The sequence below is a fragment of the Xanthomonas sp. NCPPB 1132 genome, from assembly GCF_056629235.1.
This window is the reverse complement of the sequence record NZ_CM152819.1, coordinates 1,480,416-1,500,882: the sequence shown is the minus strand read 5'-3', so window position 1 is coordinate 1,500,882 and position 20,467 is coordinate 1,480,416. Positions and strand designations below refer to the sequence as shown.

Here is a 20,467-nt window from a genome sequence, read left to right as displayed (position 1 = left end):
AGTCGTACTACGTGTCAGTGGAGCGCCGCACCGATGCCGCGCCTCCCGGTCGCCCGCGGCGGCACGCCGCCATGGTCCTTGCAATGCATTTCAATGGGTGGTCGAGCAACGTTTCGCCCTTGCAACCCATCTGACGATCGCTGCCTTGGACAGCGCATCGCCGCCATCAGTTCTCGTTCCAGCCATTACGCGCGACCCACAGTGATCGCAAACGGCACGGCCTGCCAATCGTGCTCCGGCAAAGTCTGCCTCAAGCCACAGCCGCGGGCTTCTTGAACACGTTCACTCAAACCGGATCGCTGCCGAATTGTACTGAGTTGCAGTGCGAACACTTTCTTCACGTTCATGGGCGCCTCACGTTTGGCGCCATGACCCATCTGTCTGCATCCGCGGCACACCGCTGCATCGCAATGTAGCCGCCGTACAAACATGGCCGCAAGCGAGCCCGGCACAGGCCAGTAAGCGCTCGCCAACAAAAAGACCCAGGCAGCGGGGCTGCCTGGGCCGAAAGTTTTCTATCCCGATTACCGTTCCTGCTGAGGAGGGCAGAGCTGCGGTCCGATGAAGCTTACGCAGGGCGGAATTAAACCGGTGTTAAGCCAGAACCCGCGGCCACAGAGTCGGCTAAGCCACTGATTTCTTTCGCTTCAGGCAGGCTTCGAGGTGTTCGATGACCTTGCCGGCGATATCCAGCCCGCAGACCGTCTCGATCCCTTCCAGGCCCGGCGTGGAATTGACCTCCAGCACCAGCGGCCCACGCCTGGAGCGGATCAGGTCGACGCCGGCCACGCCCAGGCCCAAGGCCTTGGCCGAGCGCACCGCCACCTCCTGCTCGCCACGGCTGGCCGTGGTGCGCTCGGCGGTGCCGCCCAGATGCAGGTTGGAGCGGAAGTCGCCCTCCGGCGCGGTGCGGCGCATCGCCGCCACCACCTGGTTGCCGACCACGAAGCAGCGCAGGTCGGCACCCTCGGCCTCGCCGATGAACTCCTGCACCAGGAAATTGGCATACAGCCCGCGCAGCGCCTCGACCACGCCGCGCGAGGCGCTGGCCTTCTCGGTCAGGATCACCCCGGTGCCCTGGGTGCCCTCGTTCAATTTCACCACGTGCGGCGGCGGGCCGAGCATGGACAGCAGATCGCCGGTATCGTCGGGGTTGTCGCCGAACACGGTCATCGGCATGTCGATGCCCTTGGCCGCCAGCAATTGGTGCGCACGCAGCTTGTCGCGGGCACGCAGGATCGCATCGGACGGGTTGGGCGTGCAGACGCCCATCATCTCCAGTTGCCGCAGCACCGCGGTGCCGTAGCGGGTTACCGAATTGCCGATGCGCGGGATCACCGCGTCGTAGCCGGTGATCGGCTTGCCCTTGTAATGCATGGTGAAGGCGCCGGCGGCGATGCGCATGTAGCAGCGCAGCGGGTCCAGCACCCGCACCGTATGCCCGCGTTCGCGGCCGGCCTCGACCAGGCGCCGGGTCGAGTACAGCTTGGTGTTGCGGGACAGGATGGCGAGCTTCATCGAAGGCGGCGGCGGTGGCAGGCCCGGCATCATACGTCGCGCCACCGGCGCCGCGATGCCGCACGTCGCCGCAGATGCCGACTGCATGGCAAGGCCAGGCTGCGCGGTGACCGCCGTCACCCACCGTCCGCGTGCTGTCCCACAGCCGACATCGGACCGCCCCGAAACGTTCACAAAACCGTTGCATCGTGGCGGGCGGGCCGCGTACCGGCCCGGTACCGGCTGCCCGCGCCCCGCGCGGCAGGTCCGGAGCCTCTCTCCCTCATGATTGGTGACTTTCGATGACCCCCACTTCCAGATCCTTGCGCCCGCACGCGCTGGTGCTCGCCGTCGCGTCTGCCCTGCCGGCCTTTGCCGCGCTGGCCGAGACCGCGCCGGCCGCCGCCACCGCAACCGCCGATGCGGCGGCCAGCGCGAGCGGCAACGATGCCACGATGCTCGACGCGATCACCGTCGTGTCCAGCGGCACCACCCGCCAGGTGCAGCGCATCACCCGTGAGGACATCGGAATCGCCGCCCCGGGCACCAGCGCGCTGAAGGTGCTGGACAAGCTGCCGGGCGTGCAGTTCCAGTCGGCCGATCCGTTCGGCGCCTACGAATGGTCCACCGCGATCAGCCTGCACGGTTTCGACCAGAGCCGGCTCGGCTTCACCCTGGACGGCGTGCCGCTGGGCAACATGAGCTACGGCGTCACCGACGGCCTGCAGGTGACCCGCGCGATCATTTCCGAGAACGTGGCCTCGGTGGAACTGGCGCAGGGCGCCGGCGGCCTGGGCACGCCGTCGAGCAGCAACCTCGGCGGCACCGTGCGCTACTACTCGGCCGATCCGGATGCCGACGCCGGCTTCCGCTTCAGCCAGACCCTCGGCTCCGACAGCACCCGCCGCACCTACCTGCGCGGCGACACCGGCGACATCCACGGCTTCTCGCTGTACACCTCGCTGGTGCACGGCGAAATGGACAAGTGGAAGGGCTACGGCAACAACGAGTACAACCAGGCCAACGCCAAGGCGCTGTACCAGTGGGGCGACGGCAACCGCGTCAGCCTGTACCTGGACAGCTCGCACCGCAAGGAATACGACATCATGGACCTGTCGCTGACCTCGCAGCGGGTCCTCGGCTGGGATTGGGACTACCTGATGCCGGACTGGAACAGCGCGGTGCAGATCGCCAACGCGCTCAATGGCAAGGGCAGCTACCCGGCCAGCCTCAACGGCCTGCCGGCCGACTACGACAAGGCCGACGCGTCCTACTACTCCGGCGCCGGCCTGCGCCGCGACAACCTGGCCGCGCTCAGCGGCACGTTCAACCTCGGCGGCAGCGCCACGCTGAACCTGACCGGCTACTACCACGACAACAACGGCGAGGGCCAGTGGACCACGCCGTACGTCGCGTCCTCGGCCAGCGTGCCGCTGTCGATGCGCACCACCGACTACCGCCTCAACCGCCATGGCGTCACCGGCTCGCTGAACTTCACCGTAGCCGGCAACGAGATCGAGGTCGGCGGCTGGTACCAGAACGCCAAGACCGTGCAGGAGCGCAACTACTTCCTGCTCGATGGCCCGTTCACCGATCTGTACTACTTCAACAAGAACGGCACCCTGTTCGCGCGCGGCTTCGCCCAGCACTACGATACCGACACCACCATGGTCTACGCGCAGGACACGCTGCGCCTGATGGACGAGCGCCTGACCCTGAACTTCGGCGCCAAGAAGCTGATCGTCGACACCACCGCGCAGTCGCAGGTGCCGTCCGCGTCCAATGCCGCCGGCGAGATCAAGGCCGACTCGGACCTGCTGCCGCAGGTGGGCGTGAACTTCAAGATCGACGAGCACCAGGAGGTCTACGCCTCCTACAACAAGAACATGGCCGGCTTCGGCTTCACCCCGTTCCAGGAATCGCAGGCCGCGTTCAACGCGATCAAGGGCTCGCTGGAACCGGAGACCGCGCAGACCTACGAACTGGGCTACCGCGTGCGCGGTGCCGGCGTGGAAGCGTCGCTGGCGCTGTACCACACCACCTTCGACGACCGCCTGCTGGTGACCTCGCCGTGCAGCGCGATCCAGACCTGCTCGGCCACGCTCAACAACGTCGGTTCGGTGCGTAGCCAGGGTGCCGACCTGGCAGTGATCTGGCGTCCGATCGAACAGCTGCGCTGGCTGAACTCGCTGTCCTACGACGACTCGACCTACCAGGACGACTACCTCAATGGCGGCGTGGTAGCCACCTCCGGCAAGCGCGTGGTCGGCATCCCCGAGTGGATGTTCTCCAGCAGCCTGGCCTACGAGAACGCCGGCTGGCACGCCTCGCTGGACGGCAAGTACACCGGCCGCCGCTACATCAGCTACCTCAACGACTCGTCGGTGCCCAGCTACTGGCGCTTCGACCTGAGCGCCGGCTACGACTTCGGCCAGGTCGGCATGTTCCAGAACCTGGGCCTGAGCGCGAACGTCACCAACCTGTTCGACAAGCGCTACTTCGCCACCGTCGGCACCAACGGCTACGTCGTCTCCGACCCCAACGGCTACAACCAGACGCTGATGGCCGGCGCGCCGCGCCAGTTCTTCGTCACCTTCAGCGGCAAGTTCTGAGCCGACGCGACACTGCCAGGGAAGGCATCACGCACCGCCGCTGCTCTTGCAGCGGCGGCGTTTGCGTTTGGGAGATCATGCAAGCGCGCGGAGTGCCTTAGATCACCCGGCAATAGGAGTGGCGTTTCGGATCAGCGGTCGCGGCTGAAGCCGCTCCTACGGCAGCCGCATGGCCTGTAGGAGCGGCTTCAGCCGCGACCGGATACAGCTAGAAATCGTGCGCCCGTGCTGGAACGCCGCGCGTGCTACGCGTCGACCGCACGGCCGATCGCCGGATCGCTCATGCTCGGACGGCCGGTTTCGATGTGCCCGGCCAGGCGCCGGCGCCATTGCGGCAGGGTCGCGCTGTCGATGGTCAGGTCGTACCAGTGGTGCTGCGCCTGCAACGGCAGACGCAGGACAGTGCGAGCGCCGGCGGCCAGCGTGAGCGTCTGCTCAGCGCCATCGCCGCGATACCCGTCGCGCACGCGCAGCGTGCACGGCTGCGTGCCGGCATTGCCGAGCGTCAGCAGCAGGCACTGCGCAGCGGCATCGTAGTCGGCCTCCGCCTGCAGCCCGGCATCGCCGATCCCGTCGCCATGGAACTCGCGCAGGAACCCGTTGGGCCCGTGCACGCGCAGCGCGTAGCCGGCATCGGCGGCATCGCCGCGCCACGCGCGCGCATCCTGCAGCTCGCTGCCGGCGGCGAGCGTGTAGAACCAGGGGCCGGCCATGCCACCGTCGGCGTAGGCATTGAGCGCCACGCCAGCGTCGCCACGATTGCGCATGCGCAACACCCGCGCATCCGCCTGCACCTGCAGCCGCACGTCGAAATCGTAGGGCAACGCGCGCGCCGGGCGCTGGCCAGGCTCCTGCACCGGCAGCACCTGTTGCGCGGGACGCTGCGGCGGCGGCAACGTCGCGGTGGCGTCGATGCGCGCGATGTAGTCGCGGGTGTCCGGCAACGCCACCGGCGCCGGATCGTGGCCGACGAAATCCAGCGTGGAGGTCAGATCGCCGGCGACGGCGCGGCGCCAGGGATTGATGTTCGGCTCCATCACGCCGAAGCGGCGTTCGAGGAAGCGCAGCACCGAAGTGTGGTCGAACACCTGCGAGTTCACCCAACCGCCGCGGCTCCACGGCGATACCACCAGCATCGGCACCCGCGGCCCCAGGCCGACCGGCACGCCGTGATAGTCCTCGCCACGCAGGTCCACGTTGCTGGCGCCCAGTTCCGGCCGGATCGCCGGCAACGCCGGCGGCACGTGGTCGAAGAAGCCGTCGTTCTCGTCGTAGTTGATCAGGAACACCGTCTTCGACCAGACCTCCGGCGAGGCGGCCAACACCTCAAGCAGGCGCGCGCTCAAGGATTCGCCATAGGCCGGGGTGGCCTCGGGATGTTCGCTGAGCAGGTACGGCGCGACGATCCACGACACCTGCGGCAGCGTGCCGGCGCGCACGTCGCGCGCGAACGCCGCGACCAGGTGCTCGCCCCGCGAGGCCTTGGCATTGTCGGCGGTGGAACCGGGCACGATCGCGCGGCCGCGGCGGTACAACGGTGAGGCGCGGTCCAGCTTGCGAAAGTTGGCGAAGTACGGATGGCTGTTGTCGCCGTAGTTGTCGAACTCCTGATACACCTGCCAACTGATGCCGGCGGCCTGCAGGCGCTCGGAATAGGTGCTCCAGGTGTAGCCGGGAAAGCGCGGATTGTCGCGCGCCATGTCCGCGGTCCAGTTGCCGTCGTCGCGGTTGTTCACCGCCTGCTCGCCATCGTTGCCGACGCTCAGGCCGCTGGTGCCTGTGAACATGTACATGCGGTTGGGATTGGTCGGGCCGAACAGCGAGGCGTGGTAGCCGTCGCAGATGGTGAAGGCGTCGGCCAGCGCGTAGTAGAACGGCAGGTCCTCGCGCTGAAAGTGGCCCATGCTCATCGCGCTCTTTTGCGCGATCCAGGCGTCGTGATGCTTCCAGGTCTCGTGCGAGCCCTTCCAGTCGTGGTTGAGATCCTTCATCCACTGCGCACTGCTGGTCTGGCTGTTGAGCCGGAACGGCAGCACATAGCGATCGCCGCCCTTGCGCTCGGTCTGGTACCAGACCGGCTTGCCGCTGGGCAGCCGCAACGGCTGCGGATCGCCATAGCCGCGCACCCCGCGCAGGCAGCCGAAGTAATGATCGAAGGAGCGGTTCTCCTGCATCAGGATCACCACGTGCTGCACGTCCTGCAGCGTGCCAGTGACCCGCGCCGGCGGCACCGCCAGCGCGCTGCGGATGACGCCCGGCAGCAGCGGCATGGCCGCACCGGCCCCGAGGGCCACGGACGTGCGGGCGAGAAAACGACGACGGCTGTGATCGACCACGGGGAGCAGCACCGACAACGAGCGAACGCTCAGGCGTCGGCCAGCCTAGCGCTGGTCGATGAAGCGGGTTTGACAAAGGCTGCGGCGGGCACCGGCAATGGTCCTCCAATCCTCCTACACTCGCAGGCGGCCGCACGCGGGGATAAGCAGCGGATGCAAGCGGTGGACGGTGTACATGGGGCGCATCTCGGCAGATACCTCATGTGAAACCGGTGTCGGCCTGCTCGCTTTTTGCCGACCGAAATATGCGCCTTGCAGCGTGCCGCACCTGCCATCGCCTGGCCAGCCAATCACGGTACCGCTAAGACGTCTGCAAGATCCCGTAGCGACCTTGAGACCATTTCGAAGGCCTCGTTGCCGTCGTAACGCAGGGAGGACTCGTAACGAACCCATTGACTCTCCGCGCGTCGAACCGCGGACAACCAGTTGAAGGAGCCAACCACCAGCCAAGATCGATCGACCAGCAGCATCTTACTATGCACGCCCTTCGTAGTAGCCAGACCTACCTGAGCCCCTGCATCTTCCAAACGTAAGATGCAGCGCTCGAAAGCAACCTTATCCTTGTTCAAATGGGGATCGGAGATGATCCGAACCTTTACCCCGCGCCTTACCGCCGCACGAATCCCGGTCTCGATGGCATCGGCAGCGATAGCTGCTTCGGTCAGGAACGGCGACACGATCACCACATGCCGCTTCGCCGTCTCCAGCGCATCTCTCAAGACGGCGCGGTGATCTTCTAGGCTAGCAATCAGACGCCCAGGACCAATATCCGGCCCCGGCACCAGCAGAACGGGATCCACGCCGGATATCTCATTAGCACCATCATTGAACAGCATCCGGCCAATCACCGCACAAGGGTGCTGGCCGACAGGCTGAAACAGGTGCATGTTGCCGAAGATCAGGAATGCGTCTTTCGCCCTGGATATCGCCACGTTCAACATCGATCGATTGCGATCCAGGAAAGTATTGCCCGGCTCAGCTGCGAGGCCGTATGTCGGTGAAAATATCACCACACGTCTCTCGGCACCCTGCAGTGCGTGCACAGTGCCGACTGTGATGCTATGACCTGCGCCGAGCGCGTCGTCCAGCGAGGACCTCACCCGTCGGCTCTGCGCAGCAAAAGGAGTGACTACGGCGACCAGCCGACCTATGCTTTCGCCAGGATATACAGCCTCGATCTCTCCCCTCCGCAATGCAAGCCATCGGGCGATGGCGGTGGCCTCGGCAGGGTTGTCACGGCTGCCGCCTCTGGACCGGTCATTTCCAGGGATATGGACATAGCCGACGGAAGGAACGATCTTCCGCTCTCCGTCATCTTCCCGACAGGGCTGCAATCTCCCGCCGTAGACGAGCACATTGCACATGCGGATGATTTCCGGCCAGCATCTGCGATGTTCGGACAGGAACAGACCACGACCCCGCTCCGGGTACTTGGCATAGGGAGTTGCCCGCTGCGCCATGCGCATCAGGCTTCCATTGGATGCAGCAATGCCCGATTCGCGGAAGCCTTGCAACTGCTTGTCTCCATCCACTAGCCCGCTATGAAGGGCATTGGCGGCGTCGACGTGCCCCGGGATCGACCAGATTGGCTCGATCTGGTCTACGTCCCCCACCACCAGCCCGTGCTTAGCCAGAGCGAAGCTCGGCGCACCGATTTCGGGCGGAACCTGCCCCGCTTCATCGACGATCAACAAGTCGATCTCATTGAAAAGGGCGACCGACTCTGTTGGACTGGGATAAGCGATGAACTTATCCGGCAGCGTGTACAGGGTAGCCACAAAACACGGGTGGAGCTTGGCGAGCCTACGGTACTGTCCCAGCAGACGAGCCGGCGACTTGCTGTCCTGCATCGCGTCCTTGTTGCGAAAATGCTCCTGCAACTGGAGCAGGTAGCGCGCCTCCCAGTAATGCGTCGCCAGTTTGAAAGCAGTGTAGCGATGACCTACGTCCAGCGCCTGCTGTACCGATTCGACACTGAGAGCCTTACCTTCCAGCAACGTCTGCAGGGCATCCAATGCCTGTTGAAGTTGGTCGATTTTCTTCTCGGTCTCTTGAGCGCGCCACCCCGCCTGTACGAGTGCTTCCTGCTCCGCGCTGACCAGAGTCCGCATCGCCCGGTCAATGTCCAAGCGTTGCGCCGATTCGATCAAGCTCTCCTCAAAGAACTGAGGGTGAGATAGAACCGCTTCGGCACAGAAAGCTCGATCACGACGAATCCGCGGACTTACCAGACCGACCGCCGCCAGCAGGGATAGCCACCAAGGCTCCGAACTTACATGCGACATCCAGTTGGCACGAAGCCGCTGTTTCGCTTGAAGCCGGCGCTCTATAGTTTCCACATCGCATGCGTACCTGGTTCGGGCCTCGCCAAGTTCTTCCCGATACCTGCCGACCGCAGCATCCGACACGTCCCCGCTGCCGATAAGCACAACGAGCGTCTTGAGGGCATCGATCGCCTCCCTCATACCCAGGACTTCTTCCCCGAGGCGCGCGTGCAAGAACCTCACCGCCTGGGCCAGGTCGACGTTGTTGTCAGTCTCGAATGCTTGCTTGAAGCGAGTCAGGAATTCTCCTCCGGCCTCTTCGAGCGCGACCTTGTTCTCGAATCGCTGCGCATCGAATATGGCATCCCTTCCCATTCCCCGCATCTCATGCACGGGGAAACCGAAGATCTCCTTTTTTCGTGTTTTGGCAGGCAGATACAAGCCATAGCTCTGCATACCTGACAACCATCGCCCAGACCACGGACCTTCGGCTTCTTTTACTTCTGCAAAAGCGCGCAGGATGTTCGTCACCGCCTGATTGTTGGTGGATGCCGCCACGATGATCGGAGGCTCGCCATCCTCCAGCGCATGCTTTACCCATGACGTGGCGATGACACTCAGCAGCAGCGTAGTTTTTCCGGTACCTGGAGGTCCATCGACCGCCGTGACGGCAGGGCAGGCCTGACCATCAAGGTGATGCGCCAGTGCCTCTCGCTGGGAGACCGAAAGGCCGTAGTCGCACTCCATCTGCCCCAAATGGCCCATGGACAGATCGAGCTGCCGTTTTGCATCAAGCAGATCCCGGTTATCGGCCTCGGCAAGCAAGGTTTCGAAGAGTGGCGTGTCAGGCTGGTTCTTTGCGCGCAGCAGGTCGACGAGTCTCAGGATTGAATGCGTCGACGAGGAAATACCCGACACGAGCATGTAACCCTCATCGAGCCGCTCATAGCCTTCGATCCCGAATTCCTCGTACGGCCTGCCACAGACTTGCTCGAGAATCCCGATGCCCTTGCGCATCAATTCCGACCAACTCTCTGCACGACCCTTCTGCTTCGCGTAGACGACATCCGCGTCTTCAGCGCTTCCAATGCTGACGTCAAGGCGATTGGGCTCAAGCAGGTCGCGCGGCAGGATCGCCTGACGATCGCCCGCATCCTCGGGCATCAGACTTCCGTCCTTGCCCAGCTTGGCGAACAGCATCAGCGGCACGACCTTCTCAGGCAGTCGCCTCGTGGGCTTTCCGCGCTCGGGGCGCAATCCGTAGACATCCGGCATGATGACCACATCAATCGGCCACAACCGCTCCTCTTCCTGCTTGCTCCCGGCCCCGCGCGCTAGAGACCTCTTCGCCCGTGCGAACAACTGCGTTCTTGCATGCTCGCCGACCACGCCTCGCTCCAGCTCGTCGTGCGTGATCTCCACAACACTATCGTCTGCCAGTGAAGGCGTAAGACGAGCGGCATCAGCCAACGACAGATGGATGTATCGCAGATACTTCGCGGACCACGCTTCCATACGCACCATTTGCTGACGTCAACGAACCGAATTCAAGCACATTCAAAACCCAAACCCCACGCCTTTCATCACGTAGCGAGCTTGAATCCATAAGCTGGGGGCGACACGCGGTTTCGAGCGCAGCGGAATGCCCACCATCATGGGCATGATTTTCAGTGCCGGCATCAGCCTGGCCGCCAGCGCTCCTTTGGCCCATGCGGAGTTTCGTACATCCGCGAGCAGCCGCTGGACAGCTGCTTGCATAGAACGCGACGTCGTCCTCGGAAGTCACTGTGGATCAACGCCGCGGCTACCTTGCACGTGGCTGACCTGAATAGAAGGCTTCGCAAGCCAGCTAGCATGCCTCAGGCAAGAGCGCTCCCGATGCGTCCGAACGATGCCTAATGGAAAGCCACGTAGTGGCAGTAACTGCGAAGCAGCCGGAGTTAAAGCGCATGCCACAGAATGGAGCGGGCGATGGGAACAGAATCCAAATCACCCTAACCCATTGATTCAACTAAAATTCAGGCAGAATTAAAGGGTCGAAAACCGATACATCGAACGATACCTTGCTAGCTACGGACCATAGCTTAGAACCGCGCGCCGAGGCAAGCGAGCAGAGCCCCCGGACCATGCGCTATCCTGCCCTTGGGGACGGCGGCATGGGAGCTGCCAGCGGGAGGAACCATGCGTGTTGCTCGCGTCAAGATCGAGAATTTTCGGGGTATCCGCAGCGCTACCCTCCACATAGCGGGGACTACGGTCCTCCTCGGCGACAACAATACCGGCAAGTCCACCGTTTTCGAGGCAATCGAACTAGCCATTGGCGCTGATCGGCTGGCCCGGCACCAGGTGATTGACGAGCACGACTTCTTCGGTGGCGCCTACAAAGCCGCAGGCGACCAGCCAGCGCCCAAAATCACGATCGAGGTTGTGATTGCTGATCTGGACGCAGAGCACTGCCAGCGCTTTCGTGCCAACCTCGAATTTTGGCGGGAGACAGATAAACGTCTGCTGGAACCTGGCGAGGCTCGGCAAGTCGCCCAAGAAGGCGTCGTGCCCGCAGTCCGTATCCGATTCGAGGGGAAATACGATCCGGAAGGAGACGAGTTTGAGGCTAAAACCTGGTTTGCCGTGCCCCGGGCAGAGGATGGAACTCCTACGAGCGAATGCCGCTCCGGCGACAAGCGCGAGTTCGGCTTTTTGCACCTCAGGGCCTTACGCACTGGTTCGCGCGCGCTCTCGATGGAGCGCGGCTCGCTTCTCGACATCATCCTGAGAACCTACGAAGTCCGGACGAAGATGTGGGAGGGGCTGCTTGACAAGCTACGTCCCCTAGATGTCGTCAGTGCCGAGGATGAGGAGTTCGGACGAATTCTCAATGCTATTCAGGAGGCCATGCGAGACATTGTGCCCGGAGAATGGGCAGACGCTCCGCATCTGCGCGTTTCCGAGCTGACACGCGAAGATCTCAGGCGGGTTCTGAAATCATTCCTGGCAACGGGAGTTGCGGGCTACGCCGCCCCATTTCAGCACCAGGGTTCGGGCACGATCAATGCATTAGTTCTCTCAATGCTTGGCCTCATCGCTGAGCGCCGCCGGGGACGCGTAATTTTTGCCATGGAGGAACCTGAGCTTTCACTACCCCCTCATGTCCAACAGCGGGTCGTCGACAAAGTCCGAGGGCTTGCCTCACAGGCGCTGTTCACGTCGCACTCCCCGTACGTAATCGAGCAGTTCGAGCCAGAGCAGATGACGGTAATGCGACGTGACCCGACTGGTGTCATGTCTGTAACGCCAGTCTCGCTTCCGATCAACTTGAAATTGAAGCTCTTTCGCGATGGCTTTCGCACCCGCTTCTGTGAAGCACTACTCGCCCGCCGAGTCGTTGTCGTTGAAGGAAAGACGGAATTCGTCGCCTACAGTGCTGTGTCCCGTCGCCTGGCATTACTTTCACCTCAAAATTTCAAGCGGCTTGACTCGCTTGGCTGGGTGCCTTTTGACGCTGGCGGCGAGACAAACGTAGCCTCATTCGCAGCGTTCTTCCGACAGCTGGGAAAGACGGTCGCAACCATATTCGACCAGCAGTTAGCAGGGGCACGCGCGGCGATCGCATCCTCATGTGATCGGGCCTTCGAGCAACCCTATGCGGGTTTCGAGCACTTGCTAAGAGCTGAGGTTCAAACCGATATGCAGAGCTGGTTCGTCAAATGGCTGGTTGCCAACCAAGAGTGGCCGCATGCACTAGCAGGTATCGTTCCTCCAGAAGGCAGCCCAAATGACGCTTACATAGAACCATTCATGACATTGATGCGCCATAAGAAGGGCGACGACTACCTGACACTGTTCTTTGAGCAGTGTCAGGTCGGACATATGCCAGCATCGATGGTTCAGACACTGCGTAGCCTGCGCGAGATGGTAGAACGCCCAGCTGCGCATCCGGTTCTGCCCCTTCCCGTCATCGTGCCGCCGGTGGCATAGCGAACGTTAGGGAACGCAATGGCCATTGTTCTTTGCGATCAACGGCGGCGCCTTCTCACAACAGAAGGGCATATCGCGGTGCGAGGTGGGGCCGGCTCGGGCAAAACCACCATCGCACTTGCAAAGGCATGCGAAGACTTGACGGCTGGCCGACTGGGACGCACGGGTAAGGCCCTGTTCGTCAGCTTCGCCCGCGCCACTGTGGCGCGGGTTGCTGAGCAGGCGACCGCATCATTGCCGCGCGATCAACTGGCTCGAATCGAGATCAATACTTACCACGGCTTTGCCTGGTCGATCCTAAGAAGCCACGCCTATCTGCTAGGCACTCGCCCGGGTGTATCGCTACTTCTTCCAGCTCACGAGCGATCTCGTCTAGCGGGCGTGTTGGAAGAAAACCGCGCACGCGAGCTGCGGCGCTTGTTCGAAGAAGAAGGGCTAGTAGCCTTTGATCTTTTTCCAATCCTCCTAGCTGAGCTGCTCGACTTGCTACCCGTCGTTGCTCGCGCCATTGGTGACGCCTATCCGGTGATCATCCTCGATGAATTTCAGGACACGAACGCCGAGGAATGGGCAATGATTTCTCGTCTCGGGCGCCATAGCACTCTGATCGCCCTCGGGGATCCAAAGCAACGCATCTATGATTTCAAAGGCGCCGACGTCCCCCCGCTTTCAGTAGCGGGGCTCTTTAGAGTCCGGGTTTCATCGTAGCGGCTTTGGCTGCTAGCTGTTGGGCATAGGCGGCCGGGGGCAGGCCGCCCAAGATCTTCTTCGGTCGCTCCTCGTTGTATTCCCGTCGCCAGGTCTCGATCTCGGTGCGGGCGTGCAGCAGCGTCGGGAACCAGTGCTCGTTGAGGCATTCGTCGCGCAGGCGGCCGTTGAAGCTCTCGATGTAGGCGTTCTGGTTCGGCTTGCCTGGCTGGATCAAGCGCAGCTGCACACCGCGCTCGTGGGCCCACGTCACCATCGTCTTGCCGCAGAACTCCTTGCCGTTGTCGGTGCGGATCACCTGCGGCAGACCCCGTGTCAGCGCCAGCCGATCCAGCACCCGGGCCACGCCGTGACCAGAGATGGCCCGCTCCACCTCGATCGCCACTGCCTCGTGCGTGGCATCGTCGACGATGGTCAGGGCCTTGAGCACCCGGCCCTCGGCGGTGCGGTCGAACACGAAGTCCATCGACCAGACCTGGTTGGCGGCTTCAGGCCGAAGCAACGGCTGGCGCTCGCCCAGCAGCACCTTCTTCCGCTTGCGCCGGCGCACCTGCAACCTGGCCTCCTGATACAGCCGTTCCACCCGCTTGTAGTTCACCGGCCACTGCTCCTGCCGCAGTTTCAGATAGATCATCCCGACGCCGTAGCGCTTGTGCCGCTGCGCCAGCGCCAGGATCCGCTCGCGCAGCTCGACGTTGCGATCCGGACGCGGGACGTAGCGCAGCGCGCTGGCGCTCATCCGCACCACGGCCAGAGCCCGTCGCTCCGTGAGCCCGCGCTCCATCAGCTGCCGCACCAGCATCCTGCGCGCCGGTGCGGTCACCACTTTTTTCGCAGGGCATCCTTGATGACGTCGTTCTCGAACAGCTGCTCGGCCAGCAGCTTCTTCAGCCGCGTGTTCTCCGCCTCCAGCTCCTTGAGCCGCTTGGCCTCCGGCACGCTCATGCCGCCGAACTTGCTGCGCCACAGGTAGTAGGACGCCTCGCTGAACCCGTGCCGCCGGCACAGGTCCTTCACCGCCACGCCGGCTTCGGCCTCACGCAGAAAGCCGATGATCTGCTCTTCGGAAAAGCGCTTCTTCACGTCCAATCTCCGTCTCGTTGGGGATTGGACTCCAAATCGCCGTGCTACTCAAAACTGGGGGGACGTCGAGGTCCGAACGCTGTCCCGTGGTGACTGGGAAATTCGACGGGTGACACCATGAAAGCCGGGGTCACGAGCGCCTAAGGGAGCGCACATTCTCCGCGTGGAAGCAGACATGGACGTCTATCCTTGCCTGCTTCACATTGTCCGAGTTGGCGCTGCCTGCTCTTGCGCTTGCTTCTGGGTCATCTCCACCTGCTGCTGGCGCACTTGGTCCTGCTTGATGACCTCTGCCTGCTGCAGATTCTGCCCCGCTGGCTGCTGGGCTGCTTCGCGTCCATCCACACGGGCGTGGAAGAACGGGGATTTGTCGCCAAAGGGCGCGTAGACCGCCAACACGTTCTCAGCTCCGTCCTTACCCAGCGCGCCAGTCACCCGGTCCACCCGCTTGACCAGGGGATCCTCGACTTGCTGCTTGTAAAGCGCCGCTGAGACATTCCGGCTTTCTTCCTCGTTCCAGTTCCCAGTGCCTTTCACCCAGGAATGAATCGTTTGGTAGGTCGCATGGTCTGGGTGCGCGGGGTTGTCGGCTAGCAATGGACCAGCTGGCGTTCTTTCCTGAGCCGGTTCGGCTTCGTGCTCTTTGCTACGGGGTGGCGCGGTCACCGAGACGGTGCCAAGCGTTGGCACATGCGCCATGGTGGGCTGACTGAGTTCAGCCTTGGCCTGACGCAACTCCTCAGGCGTGGTCAATGCGACCTGATGGGCCACGCCATCTTGCCCGACCTGGTAGTGCGCGATCGGGCTGTCGTAGCCGAATTGCCCCTGCTCGTTCGGCTTTAGCTGCTGCATCGTCGGGCCAGTGAGCCCCTCGGCTTCTTTCGTGCGCTCAGTGGCGAGTTTGACCGCCTCTAAGTTGTGTTCCTGAGCATTGAGGTCCACGCCAGCAGCGCGGTAGCGATGCAAAAGCTCGTTGCGCTCCATCTGCTCAGGAGTGGGTGCAGGACGAGCCTCAATGGCGGCCAAGGTCTCCTGCGCGCGTTCCAGCGAGGGCTGGCGCATCTGATTGGTGAGTTCCAGCTCAACCGCCAGGTTGCCGGTGGCCACTCCGTCCTTCCCAAGCCACTGCCCGGCCTCATTGCGCTGGTAGGTCTGACCATCATGACCTTGCACCCGGTCCTGCTTGGCACGAGCACTTTCTACGGCGGCAGGAACGCCGACCCCATAGTCTTGCCCGCGCTGGGCGGCATGGCTTTCCAGGTAGGCCTGGGCGATAGCCTCGCGGCCGTTGGCGATGTTGCCCTCGATCCGTGCCAAGGCTTCTTGGTTCAGGCGCTGCGTTTGCTCGGGGTTGGCGATCTGGGGCTCATAGACGCCCCGGTCGTTGGCCCCGTCCACGCCGGTCTTGACCTGGCGCTCCCAAGCTTCTGTGCTCGGATTGCGATGCCAGTTCTGGTTGTCCAGCCCCGACTGGTCACCAGGCTGAGCTGGTAAGTTGAAGGGATCTCGCGGTGGGGGCGCCTTGCCCAAGGCGAATTCGACAGCCTTGGCATTGGCCATTGCGCCCAGTTCCTGGGACTTAGCGTAGCTGGCACCGACGGATACTTGGTCAGGGGCTTCGCGCCCATCAGCCGTGCGATCGAACGCGCCTTGGCGCTCCCAATCCCGTCCGTTGAACTGCCAGTCCACGCCGGCCCGATCGGTCTGGTGGAAGATGTCGCGGTTTTCTTTCAGATCCACAGCCTTATCGAAGGCCTTGCTCATCAAGACCGCGTCACCAACCACCAATGCCGCTGGCACAAAGCCACTGCTACTGCCCAGCGCAGCGGCCGTAGAGGCACCACCGGCCCAGCCGCCTACGTTGCGAGCAACGGCGTGATTGACTTCGGACTGCGCAGCGGTGAGGTTGCCCTGCTCCATTAGCGTCGCCGCCGTGCGGGCGGTCATCACAGCATCCGCCCCGGTCGCCAAGAGTCCGCCGGCGCGCGTGAGCCCACGCGCGGAAGCCTCGCCCATCAGCAGCTGCATGGAGACTTCACCACGCTGGCCGCGCGGCACGCGGAGACTGTTTGCGGCCTCTTCTCCCAATGTGTTTTCGACCACCGCTACCCCACCCGGCGACATGGTCAAGCGGCCGTCGTGGTAAGCGTCCGCTATAGCCTGGGATAGACTATTGCGTTGGAAGTCCAGGTCGCCGTCCCTCAGCAGCGGCCTTCCCGAACTTTGAAAGTGCTGTAAGGTGGAGACAATGCGGCCTTCGCTATACGTCACTGGGGCCCATTGGCGGGCATTGGCACTGGCCTTGCCATGTGCATCTAACTGCGTTTGGTTCTGAAAAGCATAACCGTTTGGGTCACGATAGAACGCTCGCGTGATAGCTCGCGTCTGGTCCATCGTTTCCCCTAGCGCATTGTTGGTGCGCAAGTCGCCATTAATGAGCGCTATTTGCACCGTGTCGCCCAATCGCTGAACCTTAAGGGCAACTCTATCTAAGGCATCAGGATCAGGTTTGGGGAGCAGCACGGCCTGACCATCCTTTGTGGCAGCCAAGTCATCGAGAGCATCTTTGATACCAAGGGGATATTCCTTGATATGGCGCCCTGTATGTGGCGTAACCCCAATGGCGTGAGCAAGGGCCTTGTCGCTTGGCAAATTAATCAGATTAGTGGCCGCGTCCTTGTTTAATCGACCGCTATCAACAAGCACCTGCAATAAAGCATGTTTTTCAAACGACTTCTGATCAACGCCATGGTGCTCCTGGAAGAGAGGCTTACCTGCCATGATCTAGGCTCCGTCCTTATCAGCTTATGAGATCAGATATCCGATGCATCAATGAAAGATATGCCACTGGATTCTGCGTCGTCAGGCACTCCGCCTTCGCGAATCGCGTCCTTAAACGTCTTGTCGCAGAACACAGATGGATTGAACGGCAGACGGAACACATGCGCCTGTCCCAACTCCTCATCCCGGAATACAAGGCTGGCGCCGCCCCCTAAGGAATAGAACTTTCCACGCACATAGTCATCACTGACCTTGACCATAAGCCTGGATACATCTTCATCCAAGGCATCCAGCTCTCGAACAACATCGCACAAGAAACGACGAGATCCCTTAATGCCATCGGCTAGACGATAATCCACCTCGGCAAATGCGAAGGCCTCTGGATCGACCGAGCACATGACGTCATGGAGTTTCTCGGAAACCAACCAATAGCCACCAAACCCCGCTTCCAGATCCCGAGGCTCGGGGCCGGCGCTGGGATCAAAGGTCATCTGTGGTTGCTCGAGCATCGAAGGGAAACCGCCCTCTGGCGGACGCAGGTTCACACAAGGCGTCGAAAGCAACCGGTGAAGGTTGTCAAACCTCACTCCGCAGCGCGGCCTATTGCTCTCCATGTCCGAGACGAACATGTAGAAGGCACCCTGCTTGGGCTGATTGGTCATCGTTGTTTCCATGCGTTGCATCCCGTCCACTTGGGTATGGCCTCCACGTCACCATGGCCAGAGTCTACCGCTCCGATCACCGACATGGGCAGACAAAGGGGGCATGCGCAAGCCCTCTAAGCACGCCCACCTCGATGAAACTTTCAGCGCGTTGTCGGCTGCCACTCTGCCTGCACCGCCTCCTCAGGGCTACAGAACATGCGCTCACCAAGGCTCAGGTCGATGCTGGTGCGCTCGTAGTCCCGCTGGCCAGGCACGTGGTAGATTTTCTTACCATGCCGGGAGATGTTGCCCTTGATCAGGCATCTGTCTGGCATGGGTGGCGCGGCCCTCCTACTGGCTGAGCATCGCTAGTCCGCTTCAAGATCAATCCCACCAATCTTTCTCAGGCTTGTTCCAGTGCGAGTAGCCACTAAAGTAAGGATCGAGCTTTACTTCCAAGTTGATCACGTTCGAGAGAGACGAGGCGATTGGATCCAAGCGCCTCACTTGTTCGTTGGCCCAGACCAGCCATGCCTGCGCTTCCGGTGTCGGATCTGCGCTTTGCTCGACTGCCAAGATGAAGTGGCGAATTCGCTCAGCGCGCTCCCAAGCAAGCATGTTCTGCACTAGGCCGGCGCGTTGTGCGCGCAAGATGGCCTTTGCTCGCTCCGCCTCTATGCGCCTGGCTTCTTGCTCTCTCGCATCAGCAGCTCGCTTTTCGTTCTCCAAGCGCCGCGTGCGTAGCGCGTTTTCCCACATTGGGACTTCTGCAATCACCTCATAGAGCTGAGACTCCAAGGGGTTCCCTGCTCGATCCTTCCAGGTGTGGCGACTGTTGCCAAGCCATTGGTCAAACTCCAATGCAAATTCCCCTGTCCCTACCAAGATGTAGGCTGGCCTAGATGGTTCGTAGTAATACTCTCCTCGCCGTCCGGGCGGGCGAGGCGGAGGGGGTGGTGGTAGCGTTTGCTTGGTCCTTTCGCTCAACCGGAAGGATACAGCTCCTTCTTTCAACACCAGCTCTGTTGAAGCCCGCTCCTCGTTGATGTGGACTTTGCAGCCTTTGGCCTCGAACTGCTTGATCAAGACATCCAACAGGATCAAGGCTCTGGGTAGCTGAGCCGCCGAGGTTCTGAGACGAAGCACCTTGTGGTAGTTCAACTGCAAGACGCCCTTGTCCTCTTGGGCAGCCTTTGCCGCCGCCTTGACCTCAGCGATCAAGCGGTGGGGCTTGATGAGTTCTTGGGGAACCTCAACAGGTGGTCCAAGCGGCACCTCGGGTCGAGGTGGTTTGGGAGGAGGGTTCTCGGCAACGGTGAAGTGCACGACGCTCGGCTGCCCTTCCTTGGCATCCGGGAGAGGCAGCTGCTTGACGGTGCGGCCAGTCCGCACGATTGCCCAGTGCCCTCTGTTCGGAAGTGGGATCCCTGCTTTTCGACATGCCTTCGAGAGGGCGACATCGGATACGCCGATTTCCTTGGCAAGAACGAGCACAGGGCGTTCCCAAACCATCTCGTAGAGTTCTTCCCGAGTGAACTTGACTTGCTTATACATAGAAGGCGTGCCTTTGATGTGCCAGCCACAACATCCTAGATGGACCGGATGACCAACGGAACCAGCACGGCAAGATCTTCTATGCACCCACAAAAAAGCCCCGATCAACTCGGGGCTTTTCGCCTGCTACCTATCAAGTAGATCAGTCAGGATACTTGGGAAACCTCAATCCTTCTTGGGCGGGCCACCGAAAAATCCCAGTTCGATCCACAACGCCAAGGCGCGCACAGCGATTTCTAGCGAGTGACTGTCTTCATATCTTCCTAGACGCAGCGCCGCCAATGACTGGACCTCAGGCGGCATCATGAATGCCGCTTTCTTCTCGCCTTTAGCTCTCTTCTTGACGACGAAGCTAAACGGCATCAAAGGCCAGTATCGAATGGTCGGCCACATATACGTCATGTATATTCTAGTGAGGGATGAAGTCTCCATCTGTGCCGAAATCCTGGCACCATCGCTTCCCACCCCAGAGAAGCGAAGTAGCCCATCCTTTTCGCCAGCAACAGATAGCCCGACTCTCGGAAAAGCATCTCTTGCCACCTCATTGAATATCTGTTTTCGCGCAACAACCGATTCCCCTCCTGTCAAATCGATAGCCGCTCCACGCGTGACGACACAGAGATTTTCAACCTCTTGTTCGACGCTTTCTTGATAGGCCGGCAGATGAGCAGAGAGCATCTGTCCGAGCTGCTCAGGAAAGAACCGCACGAGCAAATCACGCTTTCGCAAGAAATCGAGAATAGGATCATTCAAGATAATCGCAACGGCCTTTTTCACCTCTTCTCGAGAGGTGGCTTCCGACTCCGCCAGTCGAACGCCAAGCTCACTCTCGCGGCCGTTGGCAGCAACAAATAATTCTGGGAATGACTGATTTTCAATGAACTTTTGGTAGCTATCAGGCCCAAAAATAGTCGTTGCGAGAGCCATCTCACCTTGAATACTGGAAAATCCCCGATCGGCGAAAATCTCGTCAATCGGGGCCAGGCCTAGCTTTTCGTTCGAAATTTGCAAAA

Annotated in this window: 12 protein-coding genes and 1 pseudogene; 3 read left to right on the top strand and 10 right to left on the bottom strand. The window is 61.6% G+C overall.

The features are described 5' to 3' along the window. Positions 1-624 precede the first annotated feature (624 nt). A complete protein-coding gene (rimK, locus tag AC1G9L_RS06420) occupies positions 625-1,518 on the bottom strand; it encodes a 30S ribosomal protein S6--L-glutamate ligase (RefSeq protein WP_019799638.1) in 894 nt (297 codons plus the stop codon). A 281-nt stretch (positions 1,519-1,799) separates the two neighbouring features. On the opposite strand from rimK, the gene AC1G9L_RS06415 reads away from it, so the two are divergent. Continuing rightward, positions 1,800-4,109 (top strand): TonB-dependent receptor family protein, encoded by a 2,310-nt coding sequence (locus tag AC1G9L_RS06415; protein WP_481070512.1) that lies wholly within the window; start codon positions 1,800-1,802, stop codon positions 4,107-4,109. 245 nt (positions 4,110-4,354) lie between these two features. Here the strand turns inward: AC1G9L_RS06415 and AC1G9L_RS06410 are convergent, their stop codons facing one another. The 3 genes from AC1G9L_RS06410 to AC1G9L_RS06400 all read right to left on the bottom strand — a co-directional run bounded on the left by AC1G9L_RS06410 (position 4,355) and on the right by AC1G9L_RS06400 (position 10,467). Continuing rightward, the gene (locus AC1G9L_RS06410; protein WP_481071034.1) at positions 4,355-6,445 is read right to left on the bottom strand and encodes a phosphocholine-specific phospholipase C; all 2,091 of its coding nucleotides are present in this window, start codon (positions 6,443-6,445) and stop codon (positions 4,355-4,357) included. Positions 6,446-6,735: 290 nt separating this feature from the next. Continuing rightward, on the bottom strand, positions 6,736-10,131 hold the full coding sequence (locus AC1G9L_RS06405) for an AAA domain-containing protein (protein WP_481070511.1): 3,396 nt from the start codon (positions 10,129-10,131) through the stop codon (positions 6,736-6,738). A 135-nt stretch (positions 10,132-10,266) separates the two neighbouring features. Continuing rightward, positions 10,267-10,467, bottom strand: coding sequence for a hypothetical protein (locus AC1G9L_RS06400; RefSeq protein WP_481070510.1), 201 nt, complete (start codon positions 10,465-10,467; stop codon positions 10,267-10,269). Between the two features lie 423 nt (positions 10,468-10,890). On the opposite strand from AC1G9L_RS06400, the gene AC1G9L_RS06395 reads away from it, so the two are divergent. After that, on the top strand, positions 10,891-12,684 hold the full coding sequence (locus tag AC1G9L_RS06395; protein WP_019799642.1) for an AAA family ATPase: 1,794 nt from the start codon (positions 10,891-10,893) through the stop codon (positions 12,682-12,684). Between the two features lie 18 nt (positions 12,685-12,702). Beyond that, positions 12,703-13,392, top strand: a complete 690-nt coding sequence (locus tag AC1G9L_RS06390) for a UvrD-helicase domain-containing protein (RefSeq protein ID WP_481070509.1) — start codon at positions 12,703-12,705, stop codon at positions 13,390-13,392. Here AC1G9L_RS06390 and AC1G9L_RS06385 read toward each other — a convergent pair. The 6 genes and pseudogenes from AC1G9L_RS06385 to AC1G9L_RS06360 all read right to left on the bottom strand — a co-directional run bounded on the left by AC1G9L_RS06385 (position 13,370) and on the right by AC1G9L_RS06360 (position 20,465). Continuing rightward, a protein-coding gene (locus AC1G9L_RS06385; protein ID WP_481069175.1) for an IS3 family transposase occupies positions 13,370-14,475 on the bottom strand; the annotation gives its coding sequence in 2 pieces (ribosomal slippage) (positions 13,370-14,217 and positions 14,217-14,475; 1,107 coding nt in all). The two genes, AC1G9L_RS06390 and AC1G9L_RS06385, sit on opposite strands and share 23 nt — an antisense overlap. A gap of 198 nt (positions 14,476-14,673) precedes the next feature. Further along, a complete protein-coding gene (locus AC1G9L_RS06380; protein WP_481070508.1) occupies positions 14,674-17,256 on the bottom strand; it encodes an XVIPCD domain-containing protein in 2,583 nt (860 codons plus the stop codon). Positions 17,257-17,288: 32 nt separating this feature from the next. Further along, positions 17,289-17,930, bottom strand: coding sequence for a DUF1629 domain-containing protein (locus AC1G9L_RS06375; RefSeq protein WP_481070507.1), 642 nt, complete (start codon positions 17,928-17,930; stop codon positions 17,289-17,291). A gap of 131 nt (positions 17,931-18,061) precedes the next feature. Continuing rightward, positions 18,062-18,226 (bottom strand): annotated as a pseudogene (locus AC1G9L_RS06370) (sunset domain-containing protein); the annotation flags it as partial. 58 nt (positions 18,227-18,284) lie between these two features. Next, a complete protein-coding gene (locus tag AC1G9L_RS06365) occupies positions 18,285-19,454 on the bottom strand; it encodes a hypothetical protein (RefSeq protein ID WP_481070506.1) in 1,170 nt (389 codons plus the stop codon). Between the two features lie 165 nt (positions 19,455-19,619). Next, positions 19,620-20,465: a hypothetical protein gene (locus tag AC1G9L_RS06360; RefSeq protein ID WP_481070505.1), complete on the bottom strand. Its 846-nt coding sequence runs from the start codon at positions 20,463-20,465 to the stop codon at positions 19,620-19,622. Between the last annotated feature and the right edge of the window lie 2 nt (positions 20,466-20,467).

Coding starts and splice junctions, on each gene's coding strand:
- rimK (WP_019799638.1), bottom strand. CDS start 1,518: ATGAAGCTCGCCATCCTGTCCCGCAACACCAAGCTGTACTCGACCCGG.
- AC1G9L_RS06415 (WP_481070512.1), top strand. CDS start 1,800: ATGACCCCCACTTCCAGATCCTTGCGCCCGCACGCGCTGGTGCTCGCC.
- AC1G9L_RS06400 (WP_481070510.1), bottom strand. CDS start 10,467: ATGCAAGCAGCTGTCCAGCGGCTGCTCGCGGATGTACGAAACTCCGCA.
- AC1G9L_RS06395 (WP_019799642.1), top strand. CDS start 10,891: ATGCGTGTTGCTCGCGTCAAGATCGAGAATTTTCGGGGTATCCGCAGC.
- AC1G9L_RS06390 (WP_481070509.1), top strand. CDS start 12,703: ATGGCCATTGTTCTTTGCGATCAACGGCGGCGCCTTCTCACAACAGAA.
- AC1G9L_RS06380 (WP_481070508.1), bottom strand. CDS start 17,256: ATGGCAGGTAAGCCTCTCTTCCAGGAGCACCATGGCGTTGATCAGAAG.
- AC1G9L_RS06375 (WP_481070507.1), bottom strand. CDS start 17,930: ATGGAAACAACGATGACCAATCAGCCCAAGCAGGGTGCCTTCTACATG.
- AC1G9L_RS06365 (WP_481070506.1), bottom strand. CDS start 19,454: ATGTATAAGCAAGTCAAGTTCACTCGGGAAGAACTCTACGAGATGGTT.